At 61.4% G+C, this 14,816-nt stretch carries 19 protein-coding genes and 1 pseudogene; 2 read left to right on the top strand and 18 right to left on the bottom strand.

Annotated elements, in window-relative coordinates; translation table 11 throughout:
• Window positions 1-2: 2 nt before the first annotated feature.
• The 10 genes from HV823_RS20800 to HV823_RS20755 all read right to left on the bottom strand — a co-directional run bounded on the left by HV823_RS20800 (window position 3) and on the right by HV823_RS20755 (window position 7,216).
• A complete protein-coding gene (locus tag HV823_RS20800; RefSeq protein ID WP_176951658.1) occupies window positions 3-809 on the bottom strand; it encodes an SDR family NAD(P)-dependent oxidoreductase in 807 nt (268 codons plus the stop codon).
• Window positions 806-2,218 (bottom strand): MFS transporter, encoded by a 1,413-nt coding sequence (locus HV823_RS20795; RefSeq protein ID WP_176951657.1) that lies wholly within the window; start codon window positions 2,216-2,218, stop codon window positions 806-808. The genes HV823_RS20800 and HV823_RS20795 overlap by 4 nt, the downstream gene beginning before the upstream one ends.
• Before the next feature lie 3 nt (window positions 2,219-2,221).
• Window positions 2,222-2,728, bottom strand: coding sequence for a DUF3833 family protein (locus HV823_RS20790; protein WP_176951656.1), 507 nt, complete (start codon window positions 2,726-2,728; stop codon window positions 2,222-2,224).
• Between the two features lie 94 nt (window positions 2,729-2,822).
• Window positions 2,823-3,206: a hypothetical protein gene (locus HV823_RS20785; protein ID WP_246301825.1), complete on the bottom strand. Its 384-nt coding sequence runs from the start codon at window positions 3,204-3,206 to the stop codon at window positions 2,823-2,825.
• Window positions 3,207-3,473: 267 nt separating this feature from the next.
• Complete coding sequence (locus HV823_RS20780) at window positions 3,474-3,761, bottom strand: YciI family protein (protein WP_176951654.1); 288 nt, start codon at window positions 3,759-3,761, stop codon at window positions 3,474-3,476.
• An 8-nt stretch (window positions 3,762-3,769) separates the two neighbouring features.
• The gene (locus HV823_RS20775; RefSeq protein ID WP_176951653.1) at window positions 3,770-4,378 is read right to left on the bottom strand and encodes a TetR/AcrR family transcriptional regulator; all 609 of its coding nucleotides are present in this window, start codon (window positions 4,376-4,378) and stop codon (window positions 3,770-3,772) included.
• Between the two features lie 332 nt (window positions 4,379-4,710).
• Complete coding sequence (locus HV823_RS20770; RefSeq protein WP_176951652.1) at window positions 4,711-5,208, bottom strand: DoxX family protein; 498 nt, start codon at window positions 5,206-5,208, stop codon at window positions 4,711-4,713.
• Window positions 5,205-5,987 (bottom strand): HvfC/BufC N-terminal domain-containing protein, encoded by a 783-nt coding sequence (locus tag HV823_RS20765; protein WP_176951651.1) that lies wholly within the window; start codon window positions 5,985-5,987, stop codon window positions 5,205-5,207. The genes HV823_RS20770 and HV823_RS20765 overlap by 4 nt, the downstream gene beginning before the upstream one ends.
• Entirely contained in the window at window positions 5,984-6,865 is an 882-nt protein-coding gene (bufB, locus tag HV823_RS20760) for an MNIO family bufferin maturase (protein WP_176951650.1), read from the bottom strand. Before bufB ends, HV823_RS20765 begins: the two co-directional genes overlap by 4 nt.
• 63 nt (window positions 6,866-6,928) lie before the next feature.
• Window positions 6,929-7,216: a BufA1 family periplasmic bufferin-type metallophore gene (locus HV823_RS20755; RefSeq protein ID WP_176951649.1), complete on the bottom strand. Its 288-nt coding sequence runs from the start codon at window positions 7,214-7,216 to the stop codon at window positions 6,929-6,931.
• A 185-nt stretch (window positions 7,217-7,401) separates the two neighbouring features.
• Here HV823_RS20755 and HV823_RS20750 point away from each other — a divergent pair, with 185 nt between their 5' ends.
• A complete protein-coding gene (locus HV823_RS20750; protein ID WP_176951648.1) occupies window positions 7,402-7,938 on the top strand; it encodes a sigma-70 family RNA polymerase sigma factor in 537 nt (178 codons plus the stop codon).
• A 1-nt stretch (window position 7,939) separates the two neighbouring features.
• Entirely contained in the window at window positions 7,940-8,578 is a 639-nt protein-coding gene (locus HV823_RS20745) for an NrsF family protein (RefSeq protein WP_176951647.1), read from the top strand.
• Between the two features lie 104 nt (window positions 8,579-8,682).
• On the opposite strand, the pseudogene HV823_RS27390 reads toward HV823_RS20745, so the two are convergent.
• The 8 genes and pseudogenes from HV823_RS27390 to HV823_RS20710 form a co-directional block, all read right to left on the bottom strand.
• Window positions 8,683-8,808: pseudogene (locus HV823_RS27390) on the bottom strand (IS5 family transposase); the annotation flags it as partial.
• A gap of 224 nt (window positions 8,809-9,032) precedes the next feature.
• Window positions 9,033-10,037, bottom strand: coding sequence for a cytochrome d ubiquinol oxidase subunit II (cydB, locus tag HV823_RS20740; protein WP_176951646.1), 1,005 nt, complete (start codon window positions 10,035-10,037; stop codon window positions 9,033-9,035).
• Entirely contained in the window at window positions 10,027-11,430 is a 1,404-nt protein-coding gene (locus HV823_RS20735; protein WP_176951645.1) for a cytochrome ubiquinol oxidase subunit I, read from the bottom strand. The genes cydB and HV823_RS20735 overlap by 11 nt, the downstream gene beginning before the upstream one ends.
• An 18-nt stretch (window positions 11,431-11,448) precedes the next feature.
• A complete protein-coding gene (locus tag HV823_RS20730; protein WP_176951644.1) occupies window positions 11,449-12,240 on the bottom strand; it encodes a sulfite exporter TauE/SafE family protein in 792 nt (263 codons plus the stop codon).
• Window positions 12,241-12,261: 21 nt separating this feature from the next.
• A complete protein-coding gene (locus HV823_RS20725; RefSeq protein ID WP_210270882.1) occupies window positions 12,262-12,876 on the bottom strand; it encodes a protein tyrosine phosphatase family protein in 615 nt (204 codons plus the stop codon).
• A 12-nt stretch (window positions 12,877-12,888) separates the two neighbouring features.
• Window positions 12,889-13,329, bottom strand: a complete 441-nt coding sequence (locus HV823_RS20720) for a YeeE/YedE family protein (RefSeq protein WP_176951643.1) — start codon at window positions 13,327-13,329, stop codon at window positions 12,889-12,891.
• Entirely contained in the window at window positions 13,329-13,757 is a 429-nt protein-coding gene (locus HV823_RS20715; RefSeq protein WP_176951642.1) for a YeeE/YedE family protein, read from the bottom strand. Before HV823_RS20715 ends, HV823_RS20720 begins: the two co-directional genes overlap by 1 nt.
• A 16-nt stretch (window positions 13,758-13,773) precedes the next feature.
• The gene (locus HV823_RS20710) at window positions 13,774-14,712 is read right to left on the bottom strand and encodes an MBL fold metallo-hydrolase (RefSeq protein WP_176951641.1); all 939 of its coding nucleotides are present in this window, start codon (window positions 14,710-14,712) and stop codon (window positions 13,774-13,776) included.
• Window positions 14,713-14,816: the final 104 nt, after the last annotated feature.

Genomic DNA, 14,816 nt, shown 5'->3' with positions numbered 1-14,816 from the left:
CGTCACGCGTCGTTGCGAATCATTCGCCGGGTGAGCGCGAAGCGCAGGCGCGGAGGCAGCGCCTGCAAAAGCTTCATCGACATCTTCATCTTCCACGGAAAGGCGATTTCGAAGCTTCCCCTGTCGAGCCCCCTCAGGATGAGGCCCGCCGCTTCCTCCGAAGAGATCAGGAAGGGCATGGGAAAGTCGTTCCTTTGCGTCAGCGGCGTGTCGACGAAGCCGGGGTTGATGACGGTCATCCGAACGCCGTGACGCTCGAGTTCGGGATAGAGTGCCTCGCACATGTTGATCAGCGCCGCCTTCGTCGCACCGTAGCCGGCAGCACCGGGCAGGCCGGTATAACCTGCTACCGACGCCATGACGGCGATCTGGCCGGACCGGCGCGCAGTCATCTGTGGCATCGCCGCCTCCAGGCAGTTGACGGTTCCCATGATGTTGAGCCCGACCATTTCGCCGATCTCTCCGGCGTCGAAACTTGCGAGCGTCTCGCGCCGGTAGGTTCCCGCACCGAAGACAGCGAGGGAGACAGGTGCCAGGTTCGTCTCGATTGCGGCGAGAGCGGCCGCAGTCGCCTTGCGGTCGGTGACGTCGAGCGGATAGGGGTGGATAATACCCGGCAGCACCGCCGCGAGTCTTTCGAGTGCGGTCGCGTTGCGAGCGCTGGCAGCGACCGTCCACCCGTTCTGCGCCAGCCTTATGGCAAGGGAACGGCCGATGCCCGAGCTTGCTCCGGTAATCCAGGCCACCTTGCGCGGGATGTCCTTCCGGTTCGGTTGGTTGTTGCTAACCAATTTGAGCCTCACGTTCATGTCGATCCTCCTCGACTACGGGGCCGCAGTGCTTTCGGATCAGCCGGGTCCGGCTTCCCGCTTCCGATCTGGCGAAGCAGCTCCCTTTGCGCCAATCTGTCGATCGGAAAGCGCCACATCAGCCAGATTGCCGCAAGTTTCGGGACGATCGGCAGCCAGGCATAGAGCATCGCTAGCACCTCCGACGAATTCGGTGCGCTACCGCCTGCCTGCGGGTTGAAGCCGGAGAGAGCGAGCAAGGGAAAGACCAGCCCAACCGCGGCTGCGAGCGACAACTTCGTTGCAAGGCTCCATGCCGCAAAATAGAGGCCGGAGCGCTGCGCACCCGAGCGGGCGGTGTCGTGATCGATCACGTCGGCCTGGATCGACGGCGGGAGGGCAAGGTCGAAGCCGAGCAGCAGGCCCGTCAGCGCGCATATGACGACGAACGCGCCCACGTCGCCGGGGCCGAGAAAGCCCGATAGGGCGAAGATCGGGCAGGTCGCCAGCATCGCACCGCACCATGCGCGGTGCTTGCCGAAGCGGTGGGCAGCCCTCACCGCAAGCGGGACGCCGAGCACTGCGCAGGCGAAGTAGACGAGAAGCAGCGGCCCGCGCCAGTCCGGCGCACCCAGCCGGTCGGAGACGAAATAGAGGAACAGGGTGGCCGGAATGGCATTGGCAAACCCGTTGAGCAGGAAGGCGGCGATAAGCCGGAGGAACGGCCGGTTTGCGGCCATGAAGGCCGCTCCCTCGAAGAACCCGAGTTCTGTTGACGAACGGTTCACAGGTTCGGGTACGAGCACTACGGCTGCGAGACCCGAAATCGGTAGCAGGAACGCGACGAGAACCGCCATCGCCTGAAGTCCGTGCATCCCTCCTCCGCCTGTCAACCCGATCGAGAAGGGCAGGCTCGTGGCAAGCAGAATCCCGATCAGCGTGGCGCCCTCGCGGAAGGCGGAGATGCGCGTGCGCTCCGCATAGTCGCTGGACAGTTCCGCGCCCCAGGCGGTGTAGGGCAGGGAGGTCCACGTGAAGCCGATCGAAACAAGCGCGGCCCAAAAGGCGAGATAGCCAAGGCCCGCCTCTCCGGATGGCCAGAAGAGCATGAAGGCGGAACCTGCGGTAAGGGGCAGCGAGGCGAGGAAGAAGCCGCGGCGACGACCGGCGCGCCCGCGCCATCGGTCGGCAAGCCAGCCGAACAGGGGATCGGTGGCCGCGTCGAGGACGCGGATCGCGAGGAGAACCGTGCCGACCGCCGCGACCGGCAAACCGATTGCTTCCGAATAGAACGTCGGCACGATGACGTAGAGCGGCAGGGCAAGTGCCGCCAGCGGCAGGGCGGGAAGGGCATAGGCGATATAGACGAGGGCCCGTGCACCAGGCGCCGTTCCGCGCCTGTCTTCACTGATGCCCCGTGTTCCCGACATCGCTCAACGCCTCCTGAATTCCACGCGCGTCCATGCGACCGGCAAACCGAATTTCGTGACGTAGGCTGAGTTGAGCACCGTTCCATTGCCCCTCAGCGTCATCGTGTCGTGGAAACGGACCTTGTTCCTCCGGTTGGCGGCATCGAGATAGACAAGGTAGGTGAAACGCGCCACGTTGCCGTCGATTCTGACCAGCGTCTCGCCGACCACGTCCTCGCGTGTGCCGCGGTATCTGTCGGGTCCGGTCTTCACGAAGCGCCAGGTCTTGCGGTCCCGGGTGCCGTCGTCAAATGTGAAGTCTTCCCTGAGCGTCAGCGTGCGCCCGTCCCATTTTCCGTGGAGCGCGACGGTGAACGTCCGCTGCAGGCCGGTGATGGCGCGAAAGCTGCCCTCGGCTACCGTCCTGCCGGCAAAGAAATCCTCGAACGAGAAGCTGCGTGCCTGTGCCGGCACAATCGCCAAGGTCATGTTCATGGCCGCGACGACGAGGAATGCTGCGAACAGGCGCATTTTTCAATCTCCTGGCGATATGCTTGTCCCACGGTGCGACCGGCCGCCGCTCGGGTCCGTTGCGCGGCCACGGGCATTCCCGATCCCGAACCGCTCACAGTTGCGGCCCGATGCGTGCCGTGCCCGACTTGCCGTCGTTGCGGATCCACTTCAGGCGTTTGTCATCGATGCGGTAGAGATCGAAGCACATGGGCCTGCCGTCATACCAGCTGCGAAACTTCTGGCAGAGACGATCGGATTCGATCCACCAGTTGCCTGTGTCGTTCGGCTTGGCAAAGCGGCCAAGACCGAGCGCCTCGCCGTTGCCGTCGACGCTGCCGCCCCGCCTGTAATTGAGCGGAAACTCGCCGCCAAAGGGCACGGCAAGAAAGATCCGACGGCCGACGATTCCGTCCCGTATGTCCTGGGCTGAGTAGCGCTCGGGAGCGGCCTGCGAAGACGTCGCCGCGAGCAAGATAGCGATTATGGTCGTGATCATACGCATCAAACGTCCGTCGTAGCGGTGCACGATTCTTCGATGCCATGTCTACGGTCGATGGATGCTTTTGGATCACGTGCGACGACCTTTTCGGCAACGCAAGCCGCCACTCGGCCTGAGCGCCACGTCGCGGCCGCGAGGCTATGGCTGCCTACCTTGTCAACGCGGCCCAGACGGGAATTCGCGGCGGTTCGCTGTCGCGGTAGGGCATGAATACCAACGGCAGAACCGCTGCCCGTCTGGGGCCGGGATCGTCGCGCTTATCTCTTACCTCTTGAGAAAGGCCAAGCGGTCGTCGGTACGGCTGGGCGCAATCTCAAGGATGTCGGCGGTGACGACATCTTCCGCAACGAAAGGGTCTTGCTGAATGCGTGTTTCCAGATCGGCGCGCGAGGTATTATGGGCGAGAACCGCTCCGCCGGCGCTTGGCTGAATGCTTCCACTGAGGAGGAAAATGCCCTCGTCGAAGCCTCGCTTGATCCAGGCATTGTGCCCTTCCATTAAAGCAGGCGCTTTGGCCTTGTTGGCGGAGAATTTGAGTGTAACGACGAACATGACGGCCCTCAAGAATTCTGGACGGAAGCGGTTTCTGTGTGGGTGATTGAAGTTGGTTGCTGCGCTGCCAGCCATTGGCACATGTCTTCGACCTCACGGCGGACGAAGGCCTCATCGCGAAATGCGGTCGCGAGCGCGGCCACGCCCTGGCTGCGCATGAGAACGTGCATGGCGAGCTCCTCTGCGTTGGTGCCTTGGCCCAGGGCTGTAAATTGGTGCGACAGCCAGTCGCGGAACACGGTGAAAAGCTCGGCCGCCCTGCTCTTGGCAATATGATCGAGCTTGGCGAGTTCATTGCAAAGCGTGCCGACGGGGCAGCCATACGCCATGATCTTTGTCTGGTTCATGATCAGAATTTGGATGAAGCGACGGATGCGATCCGCCGGGCTTTTTGCTTCAACCTGCCACGCATCGAGCATCGCCCGGGTCTTTGAAAGGCGATTGGTGATCACGGCTTCGAGAATCTCGTCCTTGGTCTTGAAGTGGTAGTAGAAGTTCCCGCGCGAAAGCCCGACCACCGCCGAGATGTCTGCGAAGGACGTCGCCTCGAAACCTCGCTCGTAGAACAGCTTGTCTGCAGCCTCGACAATCTGCTGCCGCGTAATCGCAGCGACCATGTTCCCACTCCTCTGAATGCGTTCTGCCAAAAGGCTCTCATTTAATTAGGACGATTGACCTAGAGATTTTTAGGACATATGACCTACAAAAATCAAGATCCTTTTTTGGGCTGGAATGCATAGTTGCGGGAGCAGCTTCGTCGGTTGACGCTGCCCCTTGCGAGCAGCACGCCATAGTTGGGGACGGTGGGGCTGGACGCGGACTACTACAGTTGCCTGCGCATGTTCCGCCCGCTGGTACGCTGCGCCGGTGGCCCCGGCCGGTTCCGTTGCCTGCATTACAACGAGATCAACCGTTATCCGGATTTGTGAGGGTTCTGGGGCGATATGGGTCAATCTCGACGCAGTTTGATGAGGGGGTCAAGTGCGATCTTGCCGCCGCCGTAGACGGCAAGGGTCAGCGCCATGGCGGCCCAGGGAAGATGGAAATTGGACCAGCCTTCCGGAATGGTGAGCTGGATCACCGCCGTCATCGCCAGCAGGCCAAGCGCCGCATAGCGGGTGAAAAGGCCCAGGACCAACAGGATCGGCAAAACAAGTTCGGCGATCCCGGCCGCCGCCGCCATGGTCAACGGCAGGGGATAGGGGATCTGGCTGCCGAATATATGCAGCTTGAATTCCTGCTCGAACAGATATCTGGCGCCTGTCGAAAGGGTCAAAAACCCGTCCCACTTCGTTAGTCCCGACTTGAAGAACGGGATTGCCAGGCCGATGCGCAGTGCCAGCAGCGGTAGCGACGGTGGAATGGCGGCGAGCAGGCCTTCGGCGCGACGATGAAGCGAGACGAGTGCAGTGCTGCCATCGCGGGAGGAAGCGAGTTCGATGGTCATGGAAGTTTCCCTTCAAAAGCTTCGAAGGCGCTGAATGCGCCGAGGCCGACAAGGCCAATCAACGCCGATCCGAAATCGAAATCCGGGGCGGCGGCGAATGCCTTCTGTGCCGCTGTGCCGAGGGTGGTGCCCTCAAGAAGGCAGGCCGCGAATGCAGCGTCCCCTGGTGGCAGGAAACGAATTTCGACATGCATGGCCGGCCGTACGACCAGTACCGCCTCCGCTCGCCATTCGGTGACGGGCGCCACGGCCTCGCCCTGATGGGCGCTCCAGATGGTGCCGGCCGGAAAGTCCGACCGGACGAGCCCGGCCGACGGATGCGGGACAAGCGACATCTCGGCAATTCGTTCGGGCGGCACGGCAGCAATTTTGGCGACATCGAGCGGCAATCTGTCCGCGGCATGGTAGGCTCGGGTCCAGGCGACCTCGATGCGAGCGACATCTGGCAGATAGGCAAGTGACGCTGCGGGGGGAAACGCTGCGATGAAATCGGGGAAATCATCGCCATAGTGAATGATCAGCGGAGTGGCCGGCTTGTGATCAGCGGCGTAGGTACGGGCCATGCCGGCAAAGAATTCGGAGCCGACCAGTCGTTTCGTCACCGGGAAACGCTGACCCAGCGCTGTCGTCAGTCCAACATAGACATTGTTGCGGTAGACGGCGAAGCGCAATGGATCGGTTACGCCGCGAGCGGTCGTGATGCCTTGCGGAAGCGGCAGGCCCGGATCGAGCAGCGCGGCGGCGAAGGCACTCTGACTTTCGTTGAAGCCCATGGTCATGCCGCCCGGGTGGCGCCGCGAGCCACGGCTGCGGCAGTCAGCACGGCATCGGCGCGGACTGCTTCCGCGTTAAGGGTGGCAAAATCCGGAACGTCGTTGTCCCACTCGATCAACGTCGGCAGGGGGCCGCTCCGTGACAGAGTATGTCGATAAAGCTCCACCACATCGGTTCTGACGGCGCTGCCATGGGCGTCGATCAGCAATCGGTCACCGACGTAGTCGACAGTCTCGTCATAGCCGGCCAGGTGGATTTCACCGACCAGCTCGACCGGGAAACGGTCGATATAGGCAATCGGGTCGAGACGGTGGTTCACGGCCGAAACCATGACGTTGTTGACATCGAGCAGCAGCCCGCATCCGGTTCGGTTGGCGATGGCGGCCAGGAAATCCACTTCATCGATCGTGCTCTCGGAGAACAACAGGTAGGTCGACGGATTTTCGAGCAACATTTGCCGGCCGAGCCATTGCTGGGTCTCATCGACATGGTCGATGACACGCGCCAGCGTTTCAGCCGTATAGGGCAACGGCAGAAGGTCGTTGAGAAAGCCGGTATCGTGGGTCGACCATGCCAGATGTTCCGAAAAGCTCTGCGGCCGGTAACGATCGATGAGGACACGAAGCCGTTTCAGATGTTCCTTGTCGAGATCGCGCGACGCGCCGATCGACAAGCCGACGCCATGAAGCGACAGTGGATAGAGATCCGCGACCGCTTCGAGATAGCGATGCGGCGGGCCGCCGGCGCCCATGTAGTTCTCGGCATGGACCTCGAAAAAGCCGACATCCGGCCTGGTGACGAGAATGGTTTCGTAATGCTCCGGCTTGAGGCCGAGGCCGGCGCGTTGCGGCAAGGCGGTCGCACGGTTTGCTGAAACGGTCATTGCTGTTCTCCCGATATTGACGGATGAGACGGAGACCCGGCATGCCGGGCCTCCTATCGAGGTTCAGCTTTTCACAGGCTCCAGCATGCCCTTGTGGCCATCGACGTTCATCGAGGTGCAGGTGCCGGCCGGGACGGCTTTCCATGCATTGCCCTGATAATCCATGGTCGAGGTGCCTGCGCAGGTGGTGCCGGGGCCGGCTGCGCAATCGTTCTGGCCCTTCAGGGCGATGCCATAGCACTTCTCGTTGCCCGCCATCTTTTCCGGTGCGAGCGGTGCGGCGAAGGAGGCGGATGCGATTGCACTTGCAAGCGAGCCGGCGAGCGCGAGCGTAAGCGTGGAACGGTTCATGGATGATCTCCTCTTAGATGTCCGCAGGCCGATCATCGGCTGCGTACTTCTGTCTTCGATTGGAGGGCCCTGATGTTACGGCCTGCCGCGAACACGAGTTCGTGATCGCCATGTGGGCTTCATTGGACAATATTTCGGCTGCCGCGTAACAAGGTGGCCACCGGGCGCGAATGGGAGACATGAGGTTGAGCGGCCAGGACGAAAAAGAGCTCGCCATGCTGCTGCAGGCCGCGATTGCGGGAGACGAAAAGGCCTATGCGGCCTTTCTGACGCGCACTGCCGCCATCGTGCGCGGCTTCGCGCGACGCAAGATCGTGCAGGGTGGCGTCGACCCGGAGGATATCGTGCAGGAAACGCTTCTGGCCATCCATACGAAGCGGCATACATGGATTGTCGATGCGCCGGTCCTGCCCTGGATCTTTGCGATCGCGCGCTTCAAGCTGATCGATGCCTTCCGCAAGCGCGGCCGCCGCGTGGAAATCGAGATCGGCGAGCTCGCCGAGACGCTAGCCCAGGCGGAGGCGGAAACGGTGAGCGACCGCGAGATCGGCCGGGTTCTGGACGGACTGGCGCCGGGCCAGCGTTCGGTGGTCGCGGCAATTTCAATCGAGGGCCATTCGATCGGAGAAACGGCCGCGAAATATGGCATGACTGAAACGGCTGTGCGCGTGGCGTTGCATAGAGGACTGCGCTCGATTGCGAAAAAATTTGGACGGTGCTGACATGCAGACCGAAGAACTGATCAATGCGTTGAAGGCAGATAGTGCGAGACAGTCGATGTCCCTTGGCCGCACCTGGAGGGTGGCGTTGGCGTGCGCGGCGCTTGCCGCTGCTGTCGTCTTCTACATTTTGCTCGGTCCGCGTCCGGATTTCGCAACGGCGGCCCATACGGTTCGCTTCATGTTCAAATTCGTGGTGATGCTCATGCTGGCATCGGCCGCTTTCGGGCTGTTGCGGGCGCTTTCGCGGCCAGGTTCAAATATAGCGCTGCCGGCACTGCGGCTGATCGCAGCCCCGGCTGTCCTTGGCGTCGCAGTGGCGGTCGAACTCGTAGTCGTGCCCTCCGACCAGTGGCGCGCGATCTGGTGGGGCACCAACATTTCCGTCTGCCTGACCTTTATCCCGGTGATCGGGATCGCGCCGCTGGCAGTATTCCTTTTGGCGCTTCGTCATGGCGCGCCAACCCGACCGGCGGTTGCTGGCGCCGTGGCCGGCCTACTCGCCGGCGGCCTGTCAGCTACCTTTTATGCCGCTCACTGCACCGACGATTCCCCGCTCTTCGTCGCGACCTGGTACTCAATCGCCATAGCAAGCCTGGCCTTTCTAGGCATGATCCTCGGTCCCCGTATCGCGCGTTGGTGAGCGAGGCCGCCCGCTCATATGGCTGACAAAACGGCTGGCGTTCCAGTGCTTCCATCGGACAATCCACTTTCCAGTTCTCGCTTGGCCCACTTGTCTGGGACGACGGCGATGCAGTCGGAGGCTTCTCCTCCGGTCAGCGTGAAGCCAAGAGGGAGTCCCTGACCGTCAGCGCGGCCGAGCATTTTGCTCGCAAAGCCGCCGCGGCTTCGACCAAAGCCTTCCGTATGAGTCAACCCTTTATGGGTGGCCCGCCTGATCGAAGTCGTGGACTGGGTGGCGCCCGTAATCGGCCAACGATCGCGGGAAGATTTTTTCTGTCGCTGATGGCCGATGCGTCACGACGCAGACAGCCACAGCTTTATGGCGAAGGCGACCGCCCCCGTCGCAAGCACGCCAAGGCACCACAGAGCGACAAACCACAGGATTCGATTGCCCCAAAATGTCGCCGGTCGCATCAGTGGTATCCATCCTCGTGCCGGACCTTGCCTCGGAACACCCAGTAGGCATATCCGGTGTAGGCAAGAATAATCGGTACCAACACGAGAGCGCCAACGAGGAGGAACGAAAGACTCTCCGGCGGTGCGGCTGCATCCCAGATCGTCAGTGAAGTCGGCACAATATAAGGATAGAAGCTGATCCCGATTCCGGCATAGCCGAGAATGAACAGGCCGAGGGATGCCAGAAATGGCTGGACATCCTTGCCCGATTTCAGTCCCTTTACGATCAGGTACAGGGAACCTAGCACCAGAAGCGGCACGATGACGCTGAACATAGCTGTCGGAAATCCGAACCAGCGATCAAGGTAGAGCGGCCGCAGCCACGGAGTCCAGAGGCTGAACACACCCATCGCGATGACCGTCAGGAATGCGAGGCGCTGCGCCAAATGCCTTGCGCGCCTCGCCAGTTCTCCCTCAGTTTTCATCACCAGCCACGTCGATCCGAGCAAGGTATAACCGATGAGCAGGGCGAGGCCCGTTGCAATCGAAAACGGGGTCAGCCAATCCCACCAGCCGCCAGCGTAGGCGCGATCGACGACGGGTATTCCCTGAACGAGCGCGCCGAGAGCGATCCCCTGGCAGAAGCCGGCAACGATCGAGCCGCCGGCAAACGCAACATCCCAGACGCGCTCCCAACGCTTGGTGCGCCACCGATACTCGAACGCAACCCCGCGGAAGATCAGGCCAAGCAGCATGGCGATCAACGGCATGTAGAGCGCCGGAAGGATTGTCGCATAGGCCAGTGGAAAGACCGCCAGCAGGCCGCCGCCACCCAATACCAGCCAGGTTTCGTTTCCATCCCATACCGGTGCGACAGAGTTCATCATCACGTCGCGGTCCTTCTTGTCCGGGAACAGCGGAAACAGGATGCCGACGCCGAGATCGAAGCCGTCCATCACGACATAGGCAAGAACACCGAAGGCGATGATCGCGGCCCAGATGAAGGCAAGATCAATGGGCATGAGAGTCTCCTTGAGCGGGACCAGGTGTGATGCCTTGCGTGCGGATCGGATCTTCCTGCAGTTCCGGGGTCGGGTCGCGCGGCAGTCTTGCCATAAGACGCAAGAGGTAGAACGTGCCTGTTCCGAAGACGAAGAAATAGACGATGATAAAGGCAATGAGCGACGTTGCGACCGCCGGAGCGGCAATTGGCGAATGAGACTCGGCTGTCAGGAGATGGCCATAGATCGTATAAGGTTGTCGACCGACTTCCGTGGTGACCCAGCCCGCAAGCACTGCGGCAAAACCCGCTGGGCCCATGGCGACCGCTGCGCGATGCAGCCAGGCATTGAAGTTCAGCGTCCCGCGATAGCGACAGAACAGCGACCAGATGCCGATGCCCAGCATGGCGAAGCCGATTGCAACCATGACGCGGAACGACCAGAAGACGATCGCGACCGGCGGCTCCTTGTCGTCGGGGATCGTATCGAGCCCGGCGAGCGGTTCGTTCAGTCCATGCTTGAGGATCAGGCTGGAGAGCTTCGGGATTTCGATTGCGTAGTCGACCCGCTTTTCGGCCTGATTGGGCAGTCCGAACAGAATTAGGGGCGCGCCATCCGGGTGACTGTCGAAATGCCCTTCCATCGCCATGACCTTGGCTGGCTGATGCTCCAACGTGTTGAGGCCATGCATATCACCCACCAGGATCTGGATCGGTGCAACGACGGCCGCCATCCACATTGCCATCGAAAACATCGTGGACGCGCGCAGGGGGGCAGTGCGCTTCAGGAGATGCCAGGCGCCGACCGCGCCAACCACGAAGGCGGTGGTGAGATACGCCGCCAGAACCATGTGGACAAGCCGGTAGGGGAATGACGGGTTGAAGATCACCGCCCACCAATCGACCGGGACGAACTGTCCCTTGTCATTCATGCCGAATCCGGCGGGCGTCTGCATCCAGGAATTGACCGCGAGGATCCAGGTGGCGGAGATCAGCGTGCCGAGCGCCACCATGCCCGTTGCGAAAAAGTGCAGGCCGGGTCCGACGCGTTGGCGGCCAAACAGCATGACGCCCAGGAAGCCCGCCTCGAGAAAGAATGCAGTCAGCACCTCGTAGCCCATCAGCGGGCCGATCACCGGTCCGGCCTTGTCTGAGAAGACGGCCCAGTTGGTGCCGAACTGATAGGACATGACGATGCCGGAGACGACGCCCATACCAAACGCCACTGCAAAAATCGTCTTCCAGAAATTGAAGAGCTCGAGGTACACTTCCCGCTTCGTCTTCAGGTACAGCGCTTCAAGCACGAACAGGTAGCTTGCGGTTCCGATCGAGAAGGCCGGGAATATGATGTGGGCCGAGACCGTGAAGGCGAACTGAATGCGGGCAAGGACGATCGCATCAAAGTGCTCGAACATAGGAATCCCCGGTAATCGTCAGGCATGCAACGCCGAGCCCAGGCTCCGGTAGAGCATATAGGCGGCGACGACAAAAATCAGTGTGGCAAATAGACTGTTGAGCGTACCTTCCCGTGCGGCAAGATGCTTGGCGAGATAAGAGCCCGCGATCCCGCCGAGAATGCCGCCCGCGATAAAGATCGCTGCGAGCAGCCAATCAACATAACCGGAAACGGCGTAATTCAAGGCCGTGGTCAGGCCGAAGGCCGTGACGGCGACGAGAGAGGAGCCGATTGCGTAAAGGATCGGCATGTTCGTGGAGGCAATCAGGCCAGGCACGATCAGAAAACCGCCTCCGATCCCGAAAAATCCTGAAAACACACCTGTCAGGCCGCCAAAGCCTGCGACCTTGTCAATATTTTCGCGGGAGCACTGCGCCCCTGGGTTGCCTAGTGCGCCACGCTTGCGGAACATCAAAACTCCGACGACGAGCATCAGTAGGGCAAAGAGGATGAGCAGTTTCTGGCCATCGACCATCTTGCCGAAGCTCGATCCGATGAAGGCGCCAATGACGCCCGCGACGCTGTAGACGCCGGCACAACGCCATTTGACATTGCCAAGCCGCGCATGGCCGACAAGGTTGGCAAAGGCGTTGGCGGCGACGGCAAAGGCACTGGTGCCAATCGCCAGATGCGTGCTCGGCACACCGACGACATAGACCATCAAGGGTACAGCCAGGATGGACCCGCCGCCACCGAAGAGGCCGAGCGTGAACCCGACCACTCCTCCGGAGATCGCGCCAAGGCCATATTGCAGGGGTTCGAGCATCATGGGCCTGTTCCCAGGCCGCCGTCAGGCGGCGTCTTCTTCAGTTCCGGGGAGACGAGCCATTTGCGGCCCTTGAGCATGCCATGCCAGTAGATCGGTAGCAGCGCTTCGGCCTTCAGATACCCGGCGGGACTCGATGGCTTGGTGCCGTCGATCACCGAGAGCCCCCGCGCCGAGGAGCAGTACATCGCAGGCCGAAGCCGATTTGTGATCTTTTGCATTTGGAGCCTGTGAAAGACGGAGCCGGAGTTGAGACAAGTCGTAACCGGCAGCTTTGGTGGCCGCGCGTGCGGCGTCACCTCCAAGGGATGGAGCCTGCGAGAGCGCCCAGAGCGTCGCCGCCCGCGTGCCATACCGGCAGAACGCAAGAACCGGTTTCGGCGCGTCCTTCATGGCTTCGGCAAACAGCGCCACGTCGCGATCGCTGATGTTGGAAGCGACGACGGGAACATGCCGGAGTTCGAGGACGGCACCCTCCGCGGAGATGCACACCATGCCGGCGGTCGGCCGACCATCTTCTTCGCCATCCGGCAGATCCGAAATGATCGACTTGAAGCCGAGCCGGACGAGTTCATGCGCATCTTCAAGCTCGATCTGCGGCGAGACGCTGATGCTGTCGTTGATCTTGCGGAGAATCATGAAACTTTCTCCTCAATGAGCCCGAAGCTGTGCCGTCTGCCGGGACGAGGCGATGCGATAGGCGAACATGCCAACAAACATGGCCGTCGCGAACAGGATCGCCTCCCAGCGGCCCGTGACGAGAGATGCGATCGCAGGGCCGGGGCAGAGTCCGACCAGTCCCCAGCCGAGGCCAAACAGCACCGCGCCGGCAACCAGCGGCCGGTCAATGGTGCGGTTCGCAGGTACGTGGAACTCGGTATCGAAGGCAGGACGAGTGCGCCGACGCCTGATGGCGTAGGCGATGGACGACGGGATCAGGGCACCGCCCATGACGAAGGCGAGCGACGGATCCCATGTGCCGGTCACGTCAAGGAAGGCGAGGACGCGGGCCGGATTGACCATGTCGGAGATAACAAGTCCAACGCCGAACAAGAGGCCGCAGAGGACGGAAGCGAGAACCCGGTAAGCCATCACAATCCTCCAACCACATGGCGGACGACGTAGACGGTCATCGCCGCTACGACCATGAAAATGGCGGTCGCGACCATCGAGCGCGGCGACAGCCTTGCAAGCCCGCACACGCCGTGGCCGCTTGTGCAACCGGATCCGAGGCGGGTTCCAAAGCCAACCAGAAGACCGCCGACCATCAGCAGCACGGGTGACGAGGTGATCGTCAGCTCCGCATGCCTGATCCAGGCAAAGGCAACCGCCGCACCGACCGCAATGCCGGCGAGAAAGCCAAGTCCAAGCGGACTGATCCCGACGCCTGTCCAGCCGAACGCCGATGCGGTCAGTCCAGACACTCCGGCAATGCGGCCATTCAGCAGCAGGTAGAGGGTTGCCGAAAGCCCGATGAGGAGGCCGCCGGACAGTGGCCAGATGAGGTTGAGATAGGACATCGCACATACCAGTTTTTTAGAGAGCGTTGACCGGGATCTTGAGATAGTGAACGCCGTTGTCCTCGGCCGGGGGCATCTGGCCGCCGCGCATGTTGACCTGAACCGATGGAAGGATCAGCTTGGGCATCGAAAGCGTCGCGTCGCGAGCGTTGCGCATAGCAACGAAATCGTCCTCACTGACGCCCGCGTGCACATGGACATTGCCGGTGCGTTCGGCGCCAACGGTCGTTTCCCACGCGTAGTCGTCACGGCCTGGCGCCTTGTAGTCGTGACACATGAACATGCGGGCTTCCTCCGGCAACTGGGTCAGCCGTTTGATCGAACGATAGAGGGTGCGGGCATCGCCGCCGGGGAAATCGCAGCGCGCCGTGCCGTAGTCCGGCATGAACATCGTGTCGCCGGGGAAGACGGCATCGCCGACGACATAGGTGAGACAGGCCGGCGTGTGGCCCGGGACATGGAGGACGGTCGCATCGATATTTCCGATCTTGAAACAGTCGCCATCCTGAAAGAGCTGGTCGAACTGACTGCCGTCCCGCTGGAACTCGGTGCCTGCGTTAAAGATCTTTCCAAAGACCTCCTGGACGCGGATGATTTCCCTGCCGATGGCAAGCTGGCCGCCGATTTCCTTCTGCAGAAACGGCGCCGCCGACAGGTGGTCGGCATGGGCGTGCGTTTCGAGCAGCCACTGCACTTCGAGACTTTCTGATTTTATGTAATCAATGAGGGCCTCTGCGGACGCGTTCATCGTCCGGCCGGAGGCCGGATCGTAGTCGAGAACACTGTCGACAATGGCACAGGCATTGGATGACGGATCCCTGACGACATGGCTGATCGTAAACGTCGCCGGATCGAAGAAGGACTGAACCAAGGGGCGTTTCCCGACGTTTCCGAGCGCCTCCCGGATGATCTCGGACGCATGGTTGAGGTGGGTATCAGCGGTGATGTCGGCCATGATTGCCTCCTGGCGAAGATCGTAAATTACATATTTACAATAAAAAAGCAAGTGTGTATTTTCGGTAGTCATGAAACTGCGCTTTCTCTATGCAGGAGCCAGAG

Source organism: Mycoplana rhizolycopersici, assembly GCF_013378445.1.
Taxonomy (GTDB): Bacteria; Pseudomonadota; Alphaproteobacteria; order Rhizobiales; family Rhizobiaceae; genus Mycoplana; species Mycoplana rhizolycopersici.
Note: the sequence above shows the minus strand (reverse complement) of the source record. Positions and strands in the feature narration are given on the sequence as shown.